We start from the raw sequence: 19,824 nt of genomic DNA, 5'->3' as shown, positions 1-19,824 counted from the left end.
GGACGTTCTAGCCCCCTTGACGCCTCGCGACGGCGCGCTCGAGCGCGAGGGTCGCGAGGTAGAACACGAGTCCCAGCAAGATGGCGCCGAGCACGAACGCCCAGGCCCGCGCGTAGGCGCTGTTCGACGCCGCCGACGTGATCCGGGAGCCCAGGCCGTTCTGCAGGCCACCGAAGTACTCCGCGACGATGGCCGCGATCACGGCGGTGGAGGACGCGATGCGCAGGCCGGTGAACAGGTAGGGCAGCGCACCGGGGATGGTCACCGTGCGGGTGATCTGGCGCGGGGTCGCGGCGTACGCCTTGAGCAGGTCGCGGTGCACGGGCTGGACCTGGCGCAGGCCGCGCAGCGTGTTGACGAACACCGGGGCGAACACCACGACCGACACGACGACCCGGCGCGGGGTGGTCGACGTGGTGCCGAACATGGTGTTCAGCGCGGGGGCGAGCGCCACGATCGGCATCACCGACAGGGCCGCCGCGGTGGGCGACAGGAGCGTGTCGGCCATCCGGCTGCGCGCCGCGACGATCGCGGCGAGGATGGCCACCACGGCACCGACCACCAGCCCGACCAGCACGTTCATGCCCGTCGCCAGCGCCGCGGACCACACCAGCGGGACCACCAGGAGCAGCTGCTCGACGATCGCCGTGGGGCTCGGCAGCAGGTACGGCTTGATGCCGGCACCGACGACGAACGCCTGCCAGATCGCCAGCGCGACGACGCCGAGCACGACCGGCGCGGCCCATCGGCGGACGGAGGCGGCGGTCATCGCAGGTCCACCCCTCGCGCGGTCACCGGGGTGCCGTGCAGCGCCTCGCGCACCGCGGTGACGGCCGCGAAGAACGAGGCGTCCTCCCGCAGGTCCTCCCCGCGCTCGTCGCCGAGGTTCACCGGGATCACCGCGCTGATGCGCCCCGGCCGCGGTGACATGACGACCACCCGCTGCGACAGGAACACCGCCTCGGGGATCGAGTGCGTGACGAACACGACCGCCGCACCGCTCTCCGCGCAGATCCGCACCAGCTCGGTCTGCATGCGCTCGCGCGTCATCTCGTCGAGCGCGCCGAACGGCTCGTCCATGAGCAGCAGGCTCGGCCGCTCCGCCAGCGACCGGGCGATCGCGACGCGCTGCTGCATGCCGCCGGACAGCTGGTGCGGGAAGTGCCCCGCGAACTCGTCGAGCCCGACCAGCGAGAGCAGCTCGGCCGCGCGGGTCGCCCGCTCGGCCTTGCCGATGCCGTGCAGCTCCAGGGGCAGCTCGACGTTGGCGGTGACGGTGCGCCAGGGCAGGAGCCCCGCCTGCTGGAACGCGATGCCGTAGTCCTGGGCCTCGCGGGCCTGCTGCGGGGTCTTGCCGAACACGGTGAGCTCGCCGCTCGTCGGGGTGTCGAGGTCCGCGATCAGGCGCAGGAGGGTCGACTTGCCGCAGCCCGACGGGCCGATCAAGGAGACGAACTCCCCCGCGGCGACGGTCAGGTCGATTCCCTCCAGGGCGTGCACGTCTCCCGACCGGGAGGCGAAGACCTTCCCCACGCCACGAGCCTCGACGGCGTTCATCTGACCTCCGCGTACCGGTAGCGACCCAGGCCGAGCCCGAGCAGGGAGACGAGCATGGCGGCGACCAACCCGAGCAGCGCGGCCGCGATGATCGCCGCCCACGGCTTGGCGGGGTCGCCGCTGGCGGACTGGGCGTAGCCGATGATCAGCCGCCCGATCCCGCCCTTGGTGCCCGTGGACACCTCGGCGACGATCGCGCCGACCACCGCGGTCGCGGCACCGAGCCGCAGGGCCGGCAGCAGGTACGGGACGCTGGCCGGCAGGCGCAGCGAGCGCATGGTGCGCGACCAGCTGGCCGCCTGGGCCCGGAAGAGCTCCACCTGCGCGGCCGGGGGCGACTGGAACCCGCGCAGCGCACCGATCGTCACCGGGAAGAACGCCAGGTAGCTCGCGATGAGCGCCACCGACATCCACCGCTGCCACTCGAGCTCGCCGAGGTGGATGCGACCACCCCAGCCGACCACCAGGGGTGCCAGCGCGATGAGCGGGACCGTCTGGCTGAGCACCACCCAGGGCACCAGCGCGGCCTCCGCCAGCTGCCAGCGCTGCATCAGGGCGGCCAGCAGGAGCCCGCCGACCGACCCCACCAGCCAGCCCGCGAGCGCAACCCGGAGCGTGAACCAGCACGCGGAGAGCATCGCGCTCAGCACCGTGGGCGATCCGGCCGCGGACGTCTCGGGGTCGAGCACCCGATCCACGATCGTCCACACGTGCGGCATCGCCAGGTCGTCGGTGCGCGGCAGCACGCTCGCCTCGCCGAGGTGGCCCCCCGCGTCCGGGACGACGACCTTGACCAGCTCCCAGAGCGCGACGAGCACGAGGACGGCGAGGACGCCGACGAGGACCCGTCGGCCCACCGCGGAGCGTTCGCGCGGGCGGACGGGCACCGGCGCCGTGCGCTCCGGTGCGAGCGTCGTCGCGAGATCCGTCATGCGGTGGCCACGACCGGCGTCGCGAGCGCGGGGATGACGTGCTCGCCGTACACGCGCATCGTCTCCTCCTTGTTGTCGTGCTGGAGGTAGCCGGCGAACTGCGTGACGCCGAGGGCGCGCAGGGCCTCGAGCTTCTCGACGTGCTCCTGCGCGTCGCCCAGGATGCAGAACCGCTCGACGATCTCGTCCGGCACGAACGCGGCGTGCGTGTTCCCGGCCCGGCCGTGCTGGTTGTAGTCGTAGCCCTGGCGGCCCTCGATGTAGTCGGTCAGCGCCTTGGGCACGGAGGAGTCGGCGCCGTACCGGGACACGATGTCGGCCACGTGGTTGCCGACCATGCCGCCGAACCAGCGGCACTGCTCGCGCATGTGCGCTCTGCTGTCGGGCGAACCCTCGCCGATGTACATCGGGGCAGCGATGCAGAACTGGATCGCGTCGGGGTCCCGGCCCGCCTGCTCGGCGGCGTCGCGCACCACCTTGATGGTCCACGCGGCGATGTCGGGGTCGGCGAGCTGCAGGATGAACCCGTCGCCCACCTCGCCCGTGAGCTTGAGCGCCAGCGGGCCGTACGCGGCGACCCAGATGTCCAGCGCCGAACCCCGCGACCACGGGAACTGCACCTTGGCGCCGTGCAGGTAGGCCGGGCGGTCGTTGGCCAGCTCGCGGATCACCTCGATCGACTGCCGCAGGGTGGCCAGGTTGGACGGCTTGCCGTGCAGGGTCCGCACCGCCGAGTCGCCGCGCCCGATCCCGCAGATGGTCCGGTTGCCGTACATCTCGTTCAGGGTGGCGAACAGCGAGGCGATCACCGACCAGTCGCGCGTGGCGGGGTTGGTGACCATGGGCCCGACCATCACCTTGCGGGTGGCCGCCAGGATCGCCGAGTAGATGACGAACGGCTCCTGCCAGAGCAGGTGCGAGTCGAAGGTCCAGACGTGGCTGAACCCGTGGGTCTCCGCCAGGCGGGCCAGCTCGACCGTGCGCGAGGCGGGCGGGTTCGTCTGCAGCACGACGCCGAAGTCCATGTGGTGAGCCCTTCTACAGGAGGTACTGGGACAGGCCGCGCGGCACGTACTTCCCGTGCCCGGCGCGCCCGTGGTAGCCGGTCTCGTCCACCACGACGGACCCCCGCGACAGGACGACGTCGACGTGCCCGTCGATCTCGTAGCCCTCCCACGCGGAGTGGTCCATGTTCATGTGGTGCGTCTTGCCCACCCCGATCGACGTGTGCCCGGCGGGGTCGTAGACCACCACGTCGGCGTCGGCCCCCGGGGCGATCACGCCCTTCTTGCCGTACAGCCCGAACATCCGCGCGGGCGTCGTCGACGTGAGCTCGACCCACCGCTCGAGGGTGATCTGGCCGGTGACGACCCCTTGGTACATCAGGTCCATCCGGTGCTCGATCGAGCCGATCCCGTTGGGGATGGCCCGGAAGTCGCCGACGCCGAGGTCCTTCTGGCCCTTCATGCAGAACGGGCAGTGGTCGGTGGAGACCATCTGCAGGTCGTTGGTCCGCAGCGCCTGCCACATGTGCTCCTGGTGACCCTCGGCCCGCGAGCGCAAGGGCGTGGAGCACACCCACTTGGCGCCCTCGAAGCCGGGCGCGCCCAGCTGCTCCTCGAGGCTGAGGTACAGGTACTGCGGACAGGTCTCGCCGAACACGTTCTTGCCGTTGTCGCGCGCCCACGCCAGCTGCGCGACGGCCTGCTTGGCGCTCACGTGCACGACGTAGAGCGGCGCGTTCGTCACGTCGGCCAGCATGATCGCCCGGTGCGTGGCCTCCTCCTCGAGCTGCCACGCGCGTGCGATGCCGTGGTAGTAGGGGTCGGTCTTGCCCTGCGCCACCAGCTGCGCGGCGAGCACGTCGATGGCCGGGCCGTTCTCCGCGTGCATCATCGTGAGCAGCCCGAGGTCGGCGGCCTTCTGCATCGCCCGCAGGATCTGCGCGTCGTCGGAGTAGAAGACCCCCGGGTAGGCCATGAACAGCTTGTAGCTGGACACCCCCTCGGCGACCAGGCCCTCCATCGCCTTGAGCGAGTCCTCGTCGACCCCGCCGACGATCTGGTGGAAGCCGTAGTCGATCGCGCAGTTCCCGGCGGCCTTGTCGTGCCAGGCACCGAGCCCGTCCATGACGCGCTCCCCCGTGCGCTGGACAGCGAAGTCGATGATCGTCGTGGTGCCGCCCCACGCCGCGGCGCGGGTGCCGGTCTCGAACGTGTCCGAGGCGTTGGTGCCGCCGAACGGCAGCTCCATGTGGGTGTGCGCGTCGATGCCGCCGGGGATCACGTACTTGCCGGTCGCGTCGATGACCTGGTCGACGCTCGCCGCGAGGTCGTGCCCGAGCAGGGTCGAGCCCGGGGTCAGGACGGCGGCGATGGTCTCGCCGTCGATGAGCACGTCCGCGGCCGTCCGCCCGGTCGCGCTGACCAGGGTGCCGCCGGTGATGAGGGTCGTCATGGCTGGACCTCCTCGCTCACGGAGCCACGATGGGGCCGTACGCGTCCGGCCGGCGGTCGCGGAAGAACTGCCACCGCTCGCGCACGATCCGGATCTGGTCGAGGTCCAGGTCGCGGATGATCAGCTGGTTCTCGCTGGACGAGCCGACCTCGCCCACGTAGTTGCCGTCGGGACCGACCGCGTACGACGAGCCGTAGAAGTTGACCGCCTCGTCGCCGTACTCGTTGTCCTCGAGGCCCACGCGGTTGTTGGCGACGACGAAGTAGCCGTTGGCCACGGCCGCGGCGGGCTGCTCGATCTCCCAGAGCTTGTTGGAGATGCCGGGCGCGGTGGCGTTGGGGTTGAACACGATCTCGGCTCCGTTGAGCGCCAGCACCCGCCAGCCCTCCGGGAAGTGCCGGTCGTAGCAGATGTTCACGCCGATCCTGCCGACCGCGGTCTCGAACACCGGGTAGCCGAGGTTGCCGGGGCGGAAGTAGAACTTCTCCCAGAACTTCGGCAGGTTCGGGATGTGGTGCTTGCGGTACTTGCCGAGGTAGCTGCCGTCCGCGTCGATCACCGCCGCCGTGTTGTAGAGGACGCCGGGCTGCTCCTCCTCGTAGACGGGGAGCACGATGACGATGCCGAGCTCCTTGGCCAGCGCCGCGAACCGCTCGGTCGTCGGCCCGGGCACTGACTCGGCGTAGTCGTAGTACGCGGTGTCCTGGGTGATCCCGAAGTACGGGCCGTAGAACAGCTCCTGGAACGCGATGATCTGCGCACCCTGCGAGGCGGCCTCGCGGGTCCACGCCTCGTGGAGCGCAGTCATCGACTCCTTGTCACCCGTCCAGGTGGCCTGGGTGAACGCGACGCGTACGACAGTCATGTGGACTCCTCAGTGTTCTCGAGTTCCCTCGTCGAACGGCCTCGGAGCCTCACGCGGCGCCGGAGTGCCCGTTCTTGGCACCGTAGCCTGGAATGTGACTGTCCGGGTTGAACATTTCTGCGGTGTTACCGCGCGTTACCTGGGCGCGAACATCGAGGGCGCCCACGTAAACATCTGGACCCCCGTCCGGGACCTCGCCGCGCAACGTCCCGATGTGTCCGGTCGGGCGTGCATCCTGGCGCGCATGGACCTCGCCGCCCACGTGGACGACCGCAGCCCGCGTGGCATCGCCGCGACCGTGGCCCGGCTGGTGCGCGGCGGCGACCTGCGACCCGGCGACCGGCTGCCGACCGTGCGGGTGCTCGCCGCCGACCTGGGCGTCAGCCCGGCGACCGTCAGTGGCGCGTGGCAGGCGCTCGCCGCCGTCGGCATCGTCACGTCGCGCGGCCGGGCCGGGACGGTTGTGCTCCCCCCGCCGGCCAGCTGGCTGCCGCCGCGGTACCGCGACCTCGCCGGGGGCGCCCCCGCCCGGATCGACCTGTCGACCGGCACGCCCGACCCGGAGCTGCTGCCCCCCATCGGTCCGGCCCTGGCCCGGGTCGCGCTGCACCGCCCCGCCGCGGACACCGGCGCCTACCTCGCCTCCCCGGTCGTGCCCGCGCTCGAGGTGGTCCTGCGCGAGTCCTGGCCCTTCGCGCCGCAGCGGATCACCGTGGTCGACGGCGCCCTCGACGCCATCAGCCGGACCCTCGAGCAGGTGGCGGTCTACGGGTCGCGCGTGGCCGTCGAGGAACCCGGCTTCCCGCCCCTGTTCGACCTGCTGGACCAGCTCGGTCTGGAGCGCGTGCCCGTGACGCTCGACCGACAGGGCATGCGCCCCGACGAGCTCGACAAGGCGCTGGCCGGCGGTGCGGGCGTCGTCGTGCTCCAGCCCCGCGCGCACAACCCGACCGGCGTGAGCCTGACGTCGACCCGGGCGCGCGAGCTCGCCGCCGTCCTGCGCCGGCACGACGCCCTCGTCGTCGAGGACGACCACTCCGGCGAGATCGCGTCCGCGCGGGACGTCAGCCTGGGCGCCCTGCTGCCCGACCGCGTGGTGCACGTGCGTTCCTACTCCAAGTCGCACGGCCCCGACCTGCGGATCGCCGCGGTCGGCGGCCCGGCCGCGGTCCTCGACGCCCTGGTCGCGCGCCGCATGCTCGGCCCCGGGTGGACCAGCCGGCTGCTCCAGCACGTCCTGGTCGACCTGCTCACCGACAGCGGAGCCATCGAGGCGGTCGCCCACGCCCGCCGCGTCTACTTCGCGCGCCGCCGCGCCCTGCGCGAGGTCCTGGCCACGCACGACGTCGCGCTCGACCCCGGCGACGGCATCAACCTCTGGCTCCCGGTGCACGACGAACGCACTGCGCTCGTCCGCCTGGAGGCCGCGGGCATCCGCGTCGCCCCCGGCACCCCGTTCTCTGGCGACGGCTCCACGGCCGCCCACGTCCGCGTCACGGTGGGCCTGCTCGGCTCCGAGGTCGACGACGTCGGCCGCGCCCTCGCGCTCGCCGCGGCACCCTGATCCACGGCTGACCAGCCCCTCCACTTGCCGAACGGCCACCCCGCAGGCCTACTCTGTGCGCGGAACCCGGCCGGATCTGGCCGGGTCGCGCCGCCCGGACTGGGCGGCCCTCCGGAGGTGCGACGTGCACCCCACCCCCGCGCGTGAACGACCACCGCCCCGCGCCCGCACGATCCCTCGGAGCCCGCACCCCATGCCCAGAACTCGTCTCGTCGTCCTCGCCACCACCGCGGCTCTCGCCCTCGCCGCGTGCTCCGCCCAGTCCACGCCCGACGCGCCCGCGACGCCGACCGCGAGCGCGACGTTCACCCCGGTCACGCTCGACAACTGCGGCACCGAGGTCACGATCGACGCCCCGCCGACGAAGGTCGTGACCATCAAGTCGACCGCCACGGAGCTGCTCCTGGCGCTGGGCCTCCAGGACGTGATGATCGGCACGGCGTTCGCGGACGGCCCGGTTCCGGCGGACTACGCCGCCGCGTACGAGGCGATCCCGGTGGTCTCGGACAAGGTGCCGGGCCAGGAGGCGCTGCTCGCGCTCGGGCCGGACTTCGTCTACGGCGGCTGGGAGTCCAACTTCTCCGCCGACGGCGCCGGCGAGCGCACCGCCCTGCACGACCTCGGGATCGGCACGTACGTGTCCCCGGCGGCGTGCAAGGAGGAGGGCTACATGCCCGACCCGCTCACGTTCGACGAGGTCGCGGACGAGATCCGCGAGGTCGCGGCGATCTTCGGGGTGCCGGAGCGCGCGGAGGAGCTGATCGCCGAGCAGGAGGCCACGCTCGACGGCGCGGCGAAGCCCGCCGAGGAGACGACCGCCCTCTGGTACAGCTCCGGGTCGGACACCCCGTACGTGGGCGCCGGCATCGGCGCGCCGCAGATGATCATGGACGCGGCCGGGCTGACCAACATCTTCGCCGACGTGCACGACACGTGGACGTCGGCCGGTTGGGAGCAGGTCGTCGCGGCGGACCCCGACGTCATCGTGCTCGTCGACGCCACCTGGAACACCGCCGAGAAGAAGATCGGGCTGCTCGAGACCAACCCCGCCACGAGCCAGCTCACCGCCGTCCGAGAGAAGCGCTACCTCACCGTCCCGTTCGCGGCGGGCGAGGCGGGGGTGCGCAACGCCGAGGCCGTGGCGTCCCTCGACGAGCAGCTCGCCGAGCTGGGGTGAAGGCCCGCACGCCCCTGGTCCTGCTCGTCGTCGCGGGGCTGGCCGCCCTCGTCGTGACGGTCCTGGTCGCGGTCGCCATCGGCCCGGCCGACCTCGGGGTGGCGGAGGTGGCCCGCAGCATCGGCGGGCACCTCGGCCTGCCGGTCGACGCCATCCCCCGGCTGCACGACGCGATCGTCTGGGACCTGCGCCTCCCCCGCGTGCTCACCGCCGCGGCCGTCGGTGCCGGGCTGGCGCTCGCCGGCGCGGTGATGCAGAGCCTGACGCGCAACCCGCTGGCGGATCCCTACCTGCTCGGCCTGTCGTCGGGCGCGTCGTTGGGCGCGGTCGCGGTGCTCGTCGTCGGCGTAGGCCTGCTGCTGCCGGTCGCCGCGTTCGCCGGTGCCCTCCTCGCGCTCGTCGCGACCCTGGCACTCGCCCGCTCGGGGAGCACCCTGTCCCCCGGCCGGACGGTCCTGGCCGGACTCGCGGTGTCCCAGATGGCCGCCGCCGGCACCAGCTTCGTCATCTTCTGGACCGCCACCGGCGACTCCTACCGGGAGATCCTCAACTGGCTGCTCGGGTCGCTGGCCGGCGCCACCTGGGGCTCCGTGGCCATCGCCGGCGTCGCGGTCCTCGCGGTGGGCAGCGTGCTGGTGGTCAGCGCCACGCGACTCGACGCGTTCGCCTTCGGGGACACCTCCGCGGCGGCGCTGGGCATCGACGTCGACCGCACGCGCTGGACCCTGATGACGGTCGTCGCCCTGCTCACCGGCGCGATGGTCGCGGTCAGCGGGGCCATCGGGTTCGTCGGGCTGATCCTGCCGCACGCGGTGTCGTCGCTGACGGGGCCGGCCCACCGCCGGCTGCTCCCGGTCGCGGCCCTGAGCGGCGCGGTGTTCCTGATCTGGGCGGACACCCTCGCGCGCACGGTGTTCGACCCGCGCGAGCTGCCCGTCGGCATCGTCACCGCGCTGATCGGCGTCCCGGTCTTCGCCTACCTGCTGCGACGCGGGAAGGGGTCGGCATGGACCTGACCCTGGACGGCGTGGGTACCCGGCTGGGCGGTCGGTGGGTGGTGGACGGCATCGACGCCACCCCTCCCGCCGGTCACCTGACCGGCCTGCTCGGCCCCAACGGCGCCGGCAAGACGACGCTGCTGCGCCTGATCGCGGGCCTCCTGCCCCCCGAGAAGGGTGCCGTGCTCGTCGAGGACGCGGCCGTGCACGAGCTGCCGCGCAAGGCACGGGCGCGCCGGATCGCCCTGCTCGAACAGGAGTCGACCAGCACCGTCCCGCTCACGGTCCGGGAGGTCGTCTCGCTCGGCCGGATCCCGTACCGCAGCCTGTGGGGCACCGACCCGGACGACGCCGCCGTCGACCGCGCCCTGGTCAGCGCGCAGGCGGACCACCTGGCCGAGCGCCCGTGGTCCTCGCTGTCCGGCGGCGAGCGGCAGCGCGTGCAGATCGCGCGTGCGCTGGCCCAGGAGCCCGAGCTCCTCCTGCTCGACGAGCCGACGAACCACCTGGACGTGAGCGCGCAGCTGAGCCTGCTGGCCTTCGTCCGAGACCTGGGCACCACGACGGTCGCGGCCCTGCACGACCTCAACCTGGCCGCCGCGTTCTGCGAGCACGTGCTCGTGCTGGCCGACGGCCACCTCGCCGCCGCGGGGCACCCGCGTGACGTGCTCCGTCCCGACCTGCTGCGGGAGGTCTACGGCGTGGAGGCCGACATCCTGGAGCACCCCCGCACCGGCCGGCCGGTCATCGCGTTCCATGAGCCGCGGAGGCCGCAGTGAGGATCACCGTGCTGTCCGGGGGCGTCGGCGGCGCGCGGTTCACCCGCGGGTTGCGGGCCTTGCTGCCCCACGCCGAGGTCACCGTGATCGCCAACACCGGCGACGACATGTGGCTGCACGGCGTCCGCGTCTGCCCGGACCTCGACACGCTCATGTACACGCTGGGCGGCGCGGTGCACGAGGACCAGGGCTGGGGCCGCCGCGACGAGTCCCGCCGCGTGAGCGACGACCTCCAGGCGTACGGCCTCGGCTGGGACTGGTTCACGCTCGGCGACCTGGACCTGGCCACGCACCTGGCCCGGACCGAGCTGCTGCGGGCCGGCCTGCCGTTGTCGCAGGTGACCGCACGGCTCGCCGAGCGGTGGCAGCCGGGCGTGACGCTCCTGCCGATGACCGACGACGAGGTGGAGACGCACGTCGTGGTCGAGGACGGCCGCGCCATCCACTTCGAGGAGTGGTGGGTGCGGTACCGCGCCGCGCTGCCCGCCCGCCGCTTCGTCCAGACGAACCTGGCGGCCGCGACACCGGCTCCGGGCGTGCTGGCCGCGATCGCGGACGCGGACGTCGTGGTGATCCCCCCGTCCAACCCGGTGGTCTCCGTCGGCACGATCCTCGCCATCCCGGGGATCCGCGACGCGCTGCGCGCCACCGCGGCACCGGTCGTCGGCGTGAGCCCGATCGTCGGCGGGGCACCGGTGCGCGGGATGGCCGACGCGTGCCTGACCGCGATCGGTGTCGAGACCAGCGCGGTCGCGGTCGCGCGGCACTACGGCCGGCGTCCGGACGGTGTGCTCGACGCGTGGCTCGTCGACGAGCGCGACGCGTCCGCCGTCCCCGACCTGCAGGCCGCCGGGTGGATCGCCCGCGCCGTGCCCACGCTCATGACGGACCTCGACACCACCGCCGACATCGCCGCCGCGGCACTCGCCCTGGTCGACCGCCTGCCCTGACCGCCGCTCAGCCGAGGCCCAGGACCTCGTGCGTGGCGGGTCCGACCCCGAGGCCCTCGACCGACACGAGGTCAGCCGGGACGTCGACGTCCTGGCGCACGGTCGAGGTCGCCGCGACATCCAGCCGCACGTGGCCCGCGCGCTCGTGGGCGGCGCTCGACCCCGCCCCGAACTGCGGGTCCAGCGTGATGCCCGGCAGCGCCGCCAGGAGCGTCGTGCCCGAGCCCTCGGCGTCGGCCACCACCGCCCGGTCGTGACCCGCGGCCATGTCCAGGGCGTCGGCGAGGTCCTCCGGCCGCAGCGCGGGCAGGTCGCCGAGCAGGATCGCGGCGCCCGCGTCCGGGGCGACCTCCCTGGCGCGCTCCACACCCGCCCGCAGGGCCGCGTTCAACCCGCCGCCCGGGTCGTCCACGAGGTCGGTCGAGGTCGCGAGCAGGGAGCGCAGCACCGGGTCCGCCGTGACGAGGACCACCCGGTGCACCGACGGCGCCGCGCACGCGGCGGCCACGGTGTCGACCGCCATGGCCCGCACCAGCCGCTCGCGCGCGCCGGGCGACAGCGCGTCCGCCAACCGGGTCTTCCCCTCGGCGCCGAGCTTCACCGGGATGACCACGACCCATCGCACGGACGCATCCTGCCTCATCGGGGCGCGGACGGGGTCAGCCGGACCGCATCATCTGGCTGAGCTGCTCGTGGCCCGGCCGTGGGCGCTCGACCGCGACGACGACGCTCACCGCGAGGACGAGCCCGAGCAGCGTGCCGAGCACCCACCACGGCAGGACGAGCACGGGCGGCCCGGCCTGGTGGGTGAGGCTCTGCAGGCCGAGCGCCCCGACGATCAGCGCACTCAGCGCGACGCCGGTGAGCACCCCCGCGACGGCCGGACCGAGCACCGGACCCACCAGCTCCGCCAGCACCAGCCGCCCGCCGGACCGACGCGGCAGGCCCAGGGCGCGCAGCTGCAGGAGCGCACGACGACGGTCGACGGCCCCGGCGGCCGCCGCGAGCGCCACCGCGGCGATGCCGAGTCCCGCGAGCACCGCCCCGGCCGCGCGGAGCATCCGGTCGAACGCGGCGGCGGTCGGCGCCGACCGCACCTCGCCGAGCACGCCCGTCCGCGTGGTGACGACCACGTCGTCCGCGGCCTGCGCGGTCACGGTCGCCGCCCCCGGGCCGGCCACCCAGGCCACCGTCGCCGGCACCGGTCGGCCGAGCGCGTCGGCGAGGGCCGCCCGGTCGACGACCACCGTGACCGAGGACGAGGCCTCGGTGAGCGGGAGGGCGGGAGCGACACCGACGACCTCCAGCGCGATCGCCTCGCCCTCCCACCGCAGCGTCAGCGAGGTCACCCGCGGACCCACGCCGGCCACCAGCGCCGGGACCGCCCGTGCGTCCCGACCGACCAGCGCGGCCAGCCCTGGTGCGTCCGGAGTCGGGGTCGCCGCGAGCAGGCGCGCCTCGGCCACGGCATCGACCGCCACCAGCCGGGCGACCTCGTCGACGCCGTCGCCGAGCAGCTGCGTGCCCTCGACCACGCGCGCCGTCGCGACGAGGACCTCCGGAGCCCCTGAGACGGCGGCCGTCAGGTCCTCGGGCAACCCCGGTACCGGGGTTGCCGTCAGCACCGCGTCCGCTCCGACCGTGGCCCACGAGCCGGCCTCCTGGCCGGAGCGGACCGTCGCCTGGAGCGCGAGCACCACCGTGGACATGGCCGCGACCAGCACCAGCGTGAGCACGGGCACCACCGCCACGGGCGTGCGCGCGACGGCGACGAGCGCGATCGGCCCGCGCGTCCGCGCCGTCGCACGCCGCGCCCACCGGGCGACCGGGGGCAGCAGGCGCAGCAGCAGCACGGCGACCGCCGCGGCGACGAGCACGGGAGCGGCGGTCACGACGAGGTCGGCGCCGAGGCTCCCGGCCGCCGACCGCGCTCCTCGGGCCCGCAGCGTGAGCAGGCTGCCTGCCGCCAGCAGCACGACGGTCGCCTCGACCAAGGGGCGCCGCAGGGTGGCACCTCGGCCCGGCGCCTGCCCGGTCCGACGTGCCGGCGGGGGTGCCGTGGAGCGCCCGCCGACGCGCGTGGCGAGCACCGGGGGGATCAGGGCGGCGAGCACGAGCGGCGGGACGACCCAGGCCCACGGCACCGGGCCGGGGACGGCTACCGCGGCCAGAGCCAGCCCGACGCACGCACCCACGGCCACCAGGGCGAGCGACTCGGCCGCAGCGGCGCCGGCGAGCGTGGACAGGCTCGCGCCGAGCGCCCGCTGGTGGGCGAGCACGGTCGCTCGCCGCCGGACGAGGAGCGAGGCGGCGAGCACCAGGACGAGGAGCGCGGCCGCGACCACGCCGGAGAGCACGACCGCGGCCTGTGCGGTCGTCGACTCCACCCGGTCCTGGGCGTCCTCCAGCAGCCGGTCGAGCCGCGTGGTGACGGTGGGGCTGGCCGCGGGCAGCCCGAGCGTGCGCGGAGCAGCCGCCAGGGCGCGCACCGCGCGCGCCGCCTCGCCTGCGGACCGGGCGTCGAGGCGGGAGGGCACGACGTCGAACGTGTACGAGACGACGAGCCGGTCCTCCGGCAGGTCGTAGCGAGCGGCGGGCACGGACGCGGCGCTGGTGAGCGCGGACACCGCGACCCGGCCGGCCGGACCGCTCACCGTCCTCGGCGAGACCATCGTCGGCGCGGCACGCCACACGCGCGCCGCCGCGTCGACCGGTCGGAACACGCCCGTGACCGGCACGTCGATGCGCACCCCGTCCGGGTCCACGACCGTCAGCGCGTCGCCGACGTCCACCCCGAGGGCGTCAGCGACCTGCTCCGAGAGCCCCACCTCCACCGGGAGCGGCTCCCCACTCGTGACGTCGTCCGGATCGATCGTCGTCGCCGGTGGGCCCCCGCTGACCCACGCGACCGCGTCCGCGGCCGGGTCGGTGACGTCGCGCGCCCCCAGACCGTCACCGCGGTCGGCGGCGAGGTACGCGAACCGGAGCAGCACGGGAACTCCCCCGACCGTGCCCGCCGCCAGCTCCGGGCCGACGAGCGAGGCGACCGGGTCGGTGACCGCGGAGGCCACCTCGCCGGGCAGGTTCCCGACGAGCAGCTGCGCGGTGGCGCTCAGCTCGTCCGCGGTGCCGAGGCGCAGCTCCCGCACGTCGCTCCCGTCCCGCACGGTGACGGCGAGCGCGCCGCCCTCGTCGCCGGCGGCCGCGCGTACCTCGTCGGTCGCGGCGCGGTCCAGCAGGCGTGGCGCCGCCGATGCCAGGAACGTCACGAGTGCGACGACGACCAGCGCGAGCGCCAGAGGTCCCCGCGTCGCCCAGGCCTGCCGAGCCACCTGGCCGGCGGGGATCGCCCCGGCCCACGGACGAGCCCGGCCCCGCACCGGCCGCGCACGGCGGCTCATCGGGCGGCCCCCGCCCGCAGGCTCGCCGCGGTCGAGCGGCGCGCCACCCGGCGCGCCGGTGGCAGCCCGACGAGCGTGCAGCCCGCCAGCAGCGTGCCGAGCAGCACCAGCAGCGCAGCCCACGGCCAGACGACGAGCGCCCCGGGTACCGGAGCCCCGCCGTCGCGCGCGGTGACCAGCAGCGCCCCGAGCACGAGCGACAGGCCGCCACCGGCGAGCGCGCCCAGGCCGACGGCGACGGTCGTGAGGATCACGTGGCGAGCGGCGCCCGTGGCGGACACGAGCCGACGAGGCACCCCCAGGGCGCGCAGCCGTGCCGTCTCCGCGGAGCGGTCGTGCGCGACAGCGAGCTCGCGCGCCACCGTCCCGGCCATCGCCAGCGCGAGGGCGGCGACCACCAGGAGCGCCAGGGCGACGGCCGCGGCGGCGCGCAGCGGTCCGGCGGTGAGCGCGTCCTGGAGCGCGGTGCGGGACACGCCCCCGGTCGCCGCCGCGACGGCCTCCGAGTGGTCGGTCGCGACCCACCACTCGTCGACCACCGAATCCAGGTCGCCCCGCTGCAGGAGGGCGCGCGACAGGGTGTCGACGTCGGCGAGGACTGCGGGGTCGTCCGGGGCCGACGGCACGTAGGGCAGCACGCCGGCGACCACGGCGGGCAGCACCACGGAGGCGACGCCGAGGTCGAGCGCGTCACCCACCGCCACCCCCAGCTGGTCGGCCAACGACGCCGAGGCGAGAACGGGCACCGGCTCCGTCGGCCCGAACCCGGCGACCACGACCTCGACCGACGTGAAGCCGAGCTCGAACCGTGAGACCGGGGCCGAGAAGCCGAGGGTGTCCGCACCGGCCTCGGCGACCGGCCGGCCCGCCAGGGCCCCGTCGTCGGCGCTCTCGTCGGCGTAGGCGGTCCATGCCGCGGGGTCGCCCTCGCGCGCCATCGCACCGGGGACGCGCACGACGACCTCCAGCCGAGCCTGGTCCCCCTGCGAGAGCTCCACCCCACCCGGCACCACCACCCGGAGCCCGACGATGCGCCACGTCGCGTCGCTCGGAGCGGTGACCGTCACGGGCTGCGCGGTGCCGTCGAGGACGACGTCGGGCGCGGCCGCGGCGACGCGCTCGCCGCGCTCACCCTCGAGCACGAGCGTCACGTGCGCGGGCAGCGCGACGTCGTCCACGCCCTCGAGGCCACCGGTCACCTCGATCGGCACCGCGTTCCCGGACACGACGAGCCCGGCGGACGCCTCCCCTGGCCGCACCGGCTCGGTGAGCGCCCACCACGTGGCCGAGCCACCCAGCCGCCCCCGGACCAGGAGATCCGCCCGGCTGGTGTCGACGGCGACGAGCGTGACGCCACCCGGACGCGAGCCCAGCGTGACCGTGCGGTGGGTCGCCGCGGCGACGGCCGCCCCACCCGCCCCCGGCGCGCCCGCGGCGGCGGACACCCGGGCGCCCTGGTCGGGCGTGCCGTCGACGGGGACCCGCACGTCGGTGCCCACGGCGGCGGCCCCCTGGTCGCGCTGCGACGCGAGCCAGGTGGCCTGGAACACCAGCGCGAACGTCAGGGAAGCTGCGGCGAGCGCGACGAGGAACACGCCGGACGTCGCCCTGCCCCGCGCCACCTGCCACCCGGCGAGCGGCACGGCGAGTCCGCGCCCGCGTCGTGCAGCCAGCTCGGCGCCGCGCCCCAGGGGTGCCACGACCCGGAGGGCCACGGCGGCGGCCGCCACCAGGGCGAGCGTGGGCGCCAGGACGAGCACCGGATCGGGGGCGCCCCCGTCGAACCGGTGGGCGCGGAGCTGGAGCACGCCCAGCACGGCCAGCGCCACGAGGAGCACGTCGACCCCCGAGCGCGCGACCCCGCCCGCAACGACGTGCCGCCCCTCACGCGACGGGCCCCCGCCGCGCACCGAGAGCACCACGCCGACCGCGGCGAGCGCCAGGGTGCCCACCGCCACGCATCCGGTGACCAGCAGCCAGCCCGCCGCGGTCGGCCAGGCCGGACCGGCGCCACCCTCGGTCCACGCCTCCGCGAGAGGGCCTGTGCTCGTGACCGCGCGGTAACCGAGCGCCGCGAGCGGCACCGCGGCCACGACGCCCACCAGCGCGAGGAGGAGACCTTCGCCGGCTGCCGCTCCGGCCAGCTGCGAGCGGCTCGCCCCGCGATCGGCCAGGAGTGCCGTGTCCGTGCTGCGTCGCGTCGCGAGCAGGCGGGCGAGCAGGGCGATCGCCGCGCCCGCCAGCGTCGCCACGAGCAGCACCGTCGTGAGGACCAGTGCCGCGGTGACGTCGAGCTGGCGCCGCGCGTCCGCGACGAAGCCCGGCAGGCGTGAGCTGACGGTGACGGAGGCCAGCTGGTCACCGGCCACCCCGTCCAGGGTGCCCCCGAGCGCGGCCACCCGGGCGGCCGTCGCACCCAGGGCGTCCGCGTGCGCGGTGAGGTCGACGTCCGCCTCGATGCTGACGCGCCCGACCGGCGTGCCGGCGGCGAGCACGGTTCCCGGAGCCACGATGAACGGGCCGTAGACGGGTAGCCACCCGGAGTCGACGTCGGCTGCCACCCCGCGCAGACGATCGCGGTCCCAGGCACCGGACGCGTCGTGCTCGACGAGGCCGACGACGGTGAGCGGGGTCGCCGCGAGGCTGAGGCGGTCTCCGACGGCCAGGCCGAGGAGCTGCGCGGTGGCGGACGGCAGGACGACCTCCGTCGGGCCGCCCGTCGCCCCACCGCCGGAGGCCGGCCATCGCCCGGCCACGACCGTCGCGTGCTGCTGGACCGTGTCCGCGTCCAGCAGGTACGCGAGCCGCGCAGGAGCGCCGGGCAGGAGCGTGGGTGGCGTCGAGACCCAGACGGACTCGGTCGCGTCCAGCGGGGCGAGCGCCTGACGCAGAGCGGGCAGCAGGTCGTCGACCACGGCCCGGGCGCCCGGCGGGTCGTCGTCGGACGCCCCGTCGGTCCGTGCGGTCACGACGACCAGGTCCGCGCGGCTCGCGGCGCTCGTCGTGCCCGTGCCGTCGACGGACGCCGCAGCGGCGCCGAGAGCGGCCTGGCGACCTGGGCCCACGAGCAGCACCCCGACCCCGACGAGCGCCCCGCTGAGCACCATGACCACCAGCACGGCCGCGAGCAGCTGCCACTGCGCCGCTGCCCGGCGGACCACGGGACCGACCGGGAAGCCCCGGCGCTCAGGCATCGGTGAGGTGGCCGTCGACGATCCGCACGACGCGATCGGCGAGCGCGATCATCACGGGGTCGTGCGTCGCGACGACGGCGGCCATGCCCTCGGCCTCCACGACGCCGCGGATGAGGGCCATCACGGCCAGGCCGGTGTCGGTGTCCAGCTGGCCCGTGGGCTCGTCGGCCACGAGCAGGCGCGGCGACGCCGCCAGCGCGCGGGCGATGGCCACGCGCTGCATCTGGCCACCGGACATCTCGTCGGGGCGCTGCTCGGCGTGCCCACCGAGGCCGACCAGGTCGAGCAGCAGCCGCACGCGACGCTCGCGGTCCTCGACCGCCAGCCGTCGCAGCCGCAGCGGCAGGCCCACGTTCTCCGCGGCGGTGAGGTCCGCCAGCAGCCCGAACGTCTGGAACACGAACGCGACGGAGTGCTGGCGCAGGGCGTCCAGGCCGTCGTCGTCGAGCGCGGTGACGTCGACGCCCTGCACGACCACCTCGCCGGCGTCGGGGCGGTCGAGCCCGCCCACGATGTTCAGGAGCGTCGTCTTGCCCGAGCCGGACCGGCCCACGAGCGCGACCATCTCCCCCGGCGCCACCTCGAACGACACGTCGCGCAGCGCGTGGACCGCGGTGTGCCCGGTCCCGTACGTGCGGCGCACGCCGCGGACCGCGAGCGCCGGAGCCTCGGTCACCGTGCGACCACGTCGGGCAGCAGCGAGACGCGGTCGGCCTCGAGCGCGAGCCGCACCCGCCGCGTCAGCGCCAGGGCCTCGCGGTACTCGCGTGGCACCTGCACGCGTCCGGCGCGGTCCATGACGGCGTACTCCTGCGCGATCACGCGGGACGCACCGTCCTCCGCGACCTCCGTCCGGCGCAGCACCTCGGTGCTGGTCCGGCCGTCCCGGACCGCGACCGTGCGCTCCACCTGGTCGCTCACGGCCGGGTCGTGCGTCACCACGACGACCGTCACGCCGGCCTCGTGCTGCGCCAGCCGCAGGGTGTCGAACACCTCCTGCGCCGTGGCGGAGTCGAGCTCGCCGGTCGGCTCGTCGGCCAGCAGGAGCCGGGGCCCGTTGGCCAGGGCGACCGCGATCGCGGTGCGCTGCTGCTCACCGCCGGACATCTGCGACGGCAGCCGGTCGGCGCAGTGGCCGACGCCGACCGTCTCCAGCAGCTCGACCGCCCGGGCCCGACGAGCCCGCGGCCCGCGACCGGCCAGCGCGAGGGGCAGCTCGACGTTGCCGCGCGCCGTGAGGTACTGCACGAGGTTGCGCGCGGTCTGCTGCCGGACGAACCCGACGACGTCCCGCCGGTAGGCCAGCCGCTGCGCGCGGCTCAACGCCGTGAGGTCCCAGCCCGCCACCCGCACGCTCCCGGCCGTCGGCAGGTCGGCGCCCGCGAGCACAGACAGCAGCGTGGACTTGCCCGCACCGGACGGCCCGACGACGGCGATCATCTCCCCTGCGCCCACCACCAGGTCGAGGCCCTGCAACGCCTGCACCTCGACGGAGCCGTGCTGGTGGATGCGGACGAGCGACTCGCACTCCACCAGCGGGCGGCTGCCCTGCGTCGTCACGGGCACCGCACCGCCTAGCGGAGCTTCAGGCCGCGAGAGTCGGTGGTCTCCGTGGCGAGCAGCATCACGCCGTCGACGAACGACCAGATCGCCACGCCGAAGATGAGCACGAAGCCGACGAGGAGGAACGCCGTGATCCACCCGACGACGGTGAGCACCAGCTGCGTGACCGCGATGCTCGTGTGCCCGGTGTAGAAGCGCCCGACACCCAAGGTCCCCAGGAAGATCTGGAGCAGCCCCGCGACCAGCTTCTGCTTGTCCGACAGCGGCTGCCCCGTGAACGGGTCCCGACCGTAGGGCGCCCCGGCATCGTGCACCGGGTAGCCGTAGGGGCCCTGCGGGTACGTCGACATGGCGCGACCCTATCGGCCGACGAGACCACCTTGGGCG

At 74.8% G+C, this 19,824-nt stretch carries 17 protein-coding genes; 5 read left to right on the top strand and 12 right to left on the bottom strand.

What is annotated here, in order from left to right; translation table 11 throughout:
• Positions 1–7: 7 nt before the first annotated feature.
• From HP550_RS16080 to HP550_RS16055, 6 genes are read right to left on the bottom strand one after another with little or no spacing between them, the layout of a single operon-like run.
• Positions 8–769: an ABC transporter permease gene (locus tag HP550_RS16080; protein WP_175348685.1), complete on the bottom strand. Its 762-nt coding sequence runs from the start codon at positions 767–769 to the stop codon at positions 8–10.
• Complete coding sequence (locus tag HP550_RS16075) at positions 766–1,557, bottom strand: ABC transporter ATP-binding protein (RefSeq protein ID WP_175348684.1); 792 nt, start codon at positions 1,555–1,557, stop codon at positions 766–768. The genes HP550_RS16080 and HP550_RS16075 overlap by 4 nt, the downstream gene beginning before the upstream one ends.
• Positions 1,554–2,489 (bottom strand): ABC transporter permease, encoded by a 936-nt coding sequence (locus HP550_RS16070; protein ID WP_175348683.1) that lies wholly within the window; start codon positions 2,487–2,489, stop codon positions 1,554–1,556. Before HP550_RS16070 ends, HP550_RS16075 begins: the two co-directional genes overlap by 4 nt.
• Positions 2,486–3,514, bottom strand: coding sequence for a TIGR03842 family LLM class F420-dependent oxidoreductase (locus HP550_RS16065; protein ID WP_175348682.1), 1,029 nt, complete (start codon positions 3,512–3,514; stop codon positions 2,486–2,488). The genes HP550_RS16070 and HP550_RS16065 overlap by 4 nt, the downstream gene beginning before the upstream one ends.
• Before the next feature lie 13 nt (positions 3,515–3,527).
• Entirely contained in the window at positions 3,528–4,946 is a 1,419-nt protein-coding gene (gene hydA, locus HP550_RS16060; protein WP_175348681.1) for a dihydropyrimidinase, read from the bottom strand.
• Positions 4,947–4,962: 16 nt separating this feature from the next.
• Positions 4,963–5,811, bottom strand: coding sequence for a nitrilase-related carbon-nitrogen hydrolase (locus HP550_RS16055; protein ID WP_175348680.1), 849 nt, complete (start codon positions 5,809–5,811; stop codon positions 4,963–4,965).
• Between the two features lie 244 nt (positions 5,812–6,055).
• Here HP550_RS16055 and HP550_RS16050 point away from each other — a divergent pair, with 244 nt between their 5' ends.
• The 5 genes from HP550_RS16050 (at position 6,056) to cofD (ending at position 11,279) form a co-directional block, all read left to right on the top strand.
• The gene (locus HP550_RS16050; protein WP_175348679.1) at positions 6,056–7,375 is read left to right on the top strand and encodes an aminotransferase-like domain-containing protein; all 1,320 of its coding nucleotides are present in this window, start codon (positions 6,056–6,058) and stop codon (positions 7,373–7,375) included.
• A gap of 193 nt (positions 7,376–7,568) precedes the next feature.
• Positions 7,569–8,552 (top strand): putative F420-0 ABC transporter substrate-binding protein, encoded by a 984-nt coding sequence (locus tag HP550_RS16045; protein WP_175348678.1) that lies wholly within the window; start codon positions 7,569–7,571, stop codon positions 8,550–8,552.
• On the top strand, positions 8,549–9,568 hold the full coding sequence (locus HP550_RS16040) for a putative F420-0 ABC transporter permease subunit (RefSeq protein WP_175348677.1): 1,020 nt from the start codon (positions 8,549–8,551) through the stop codon (positions 9,566–9,568). Before HP550_RS16045 ends, HP550_RS16040 begins: the two co-directional genes overlap by 4 nt.
• On the top strand, positions 9,559–10,329 hold the full coding sequence (locus HP550_RS16035; RefSeq protein ID WP_175348676.1) for a putative F420-0 ABC transporter ATP-binding protein: 771 nt from the start codon (positions 9,559–9,561) through the stop codon (positions 10,327–10,329). The genes HP550_RS16040 and HP550_RS16035 overlap by 10 nt, the downstream gene beginning before the upstream one ends.
• The gene (cofD, locus tag HP550_RS16030; protein WP_175348675.1) at positions 10,326–11,279 is read left to right on the top strand and encodes a 2-phospho-L-lactate transferase; all 954 of its coding nucleotides are present in this window, start codon (positions 10,326–10,328) and stop codon (positions 11,277–11,279) included. The genes HP550_RS16035 and cofD overlap by 4 nt, the downstream gene beginning before the upstream one ends.
• A 7-nt stretch (positions 11,280–11,286) precedes the next feature.
• On the opposite strand, the gene cofC is transcribed toward cofD, so the two are convergent.
• From cofC to HP550_RS16000, 6 genes are read right to left on the bottom strand one after another with little or no spacing between them, the layout of a single operon-like run.
• Entirely contained in the window at positions 11,287–11,904 is a 618-nt protein-coding gene (gene cofC / locus HP550_RS16025; protein ID WP_175348674.1) for a 2-phospho-L-lactate guanylyltransferase, read from the bottom strand.
• Positions 11,905–11,938: 34 nt separating this feature from the next.
• Positions 11,939–14,680 (bottom strand): FtsX-like permease family protein, encoded by a 2,742-nt coding sequence (locus tag HP550_RS16020; protein ID WP_175348673.1) that lies wholly within the window; start codon positions 14,678–14,680, stop codon positions 11,939–11,941.
• Positions 14,677–17,874, bottom strand: coding sequence for a hypothetical protein (locus HP550_RS16015; protein ID WP_175348672.1), 3,198 nt, complete (start codon positions 17,872–17,874; stop codon positions 14,677–14,679). Before HP550_RS16015 ends, HP550_RS16020 begins: the two co-directional genes overlap by 4 nt.
• Positions 17,867–18,550, bottom strand: a complete 684-nt coding sequence (locus HP550_RS16010; protein ID WP_175348671.1) for an ATP-binding cassette domain-containing protein — start codon at positions 18,548–18,550, stop codon at positions 17,867–17,869. The genes HP550_RS16015 and HP550_RS16010 overlap by 8 nt, the downstream gene beginning before the upstream one ends.
• Positions 18,547–19,440 (bottom strand): ABC transporter ATP-binding protein, encoded by an 894-nt coding sequence (locus HP550_RS16005; RefSeq protein WP_175348670.1) that lies wholly within the window; start codon positions 19,438–19,440, stop codon positions 18,547–18,549. The genes HP550_RS16010 and HP550_RS16005 overlap by 4 nt, the downstream gene beginning before the upstream one ends.
• 8 nt (positions 19,441–19,448) lie before the next feature.
• Positions 19,449–19,787 (bottom strand): TM2 domain-containing protein, encoded by a 339-nt coding sequence (locus HP550_RS16000; protein ID WP_175348669.1) that lies wholly within the window; start codon positions 19,785–19,787, stop codon positions 19,449–19,451.
• Positions 19,788–19,824 lie beyond the last annotated feature (37 nt).

This window comes from Cellulomonas humilata (assembly GCF_013359775.1).
Classification (GTDB): Bacteria; Actinomycetota; Actinomycetes; order Actinomycetales; family Cellulomonadaceae; genus Cellulomonas; species Cellulomonas humilata.
Note: the sequence above shows the minus strand (reverse complement) of the source record. Positions and strands in the feature narration are given on the sequence as shown.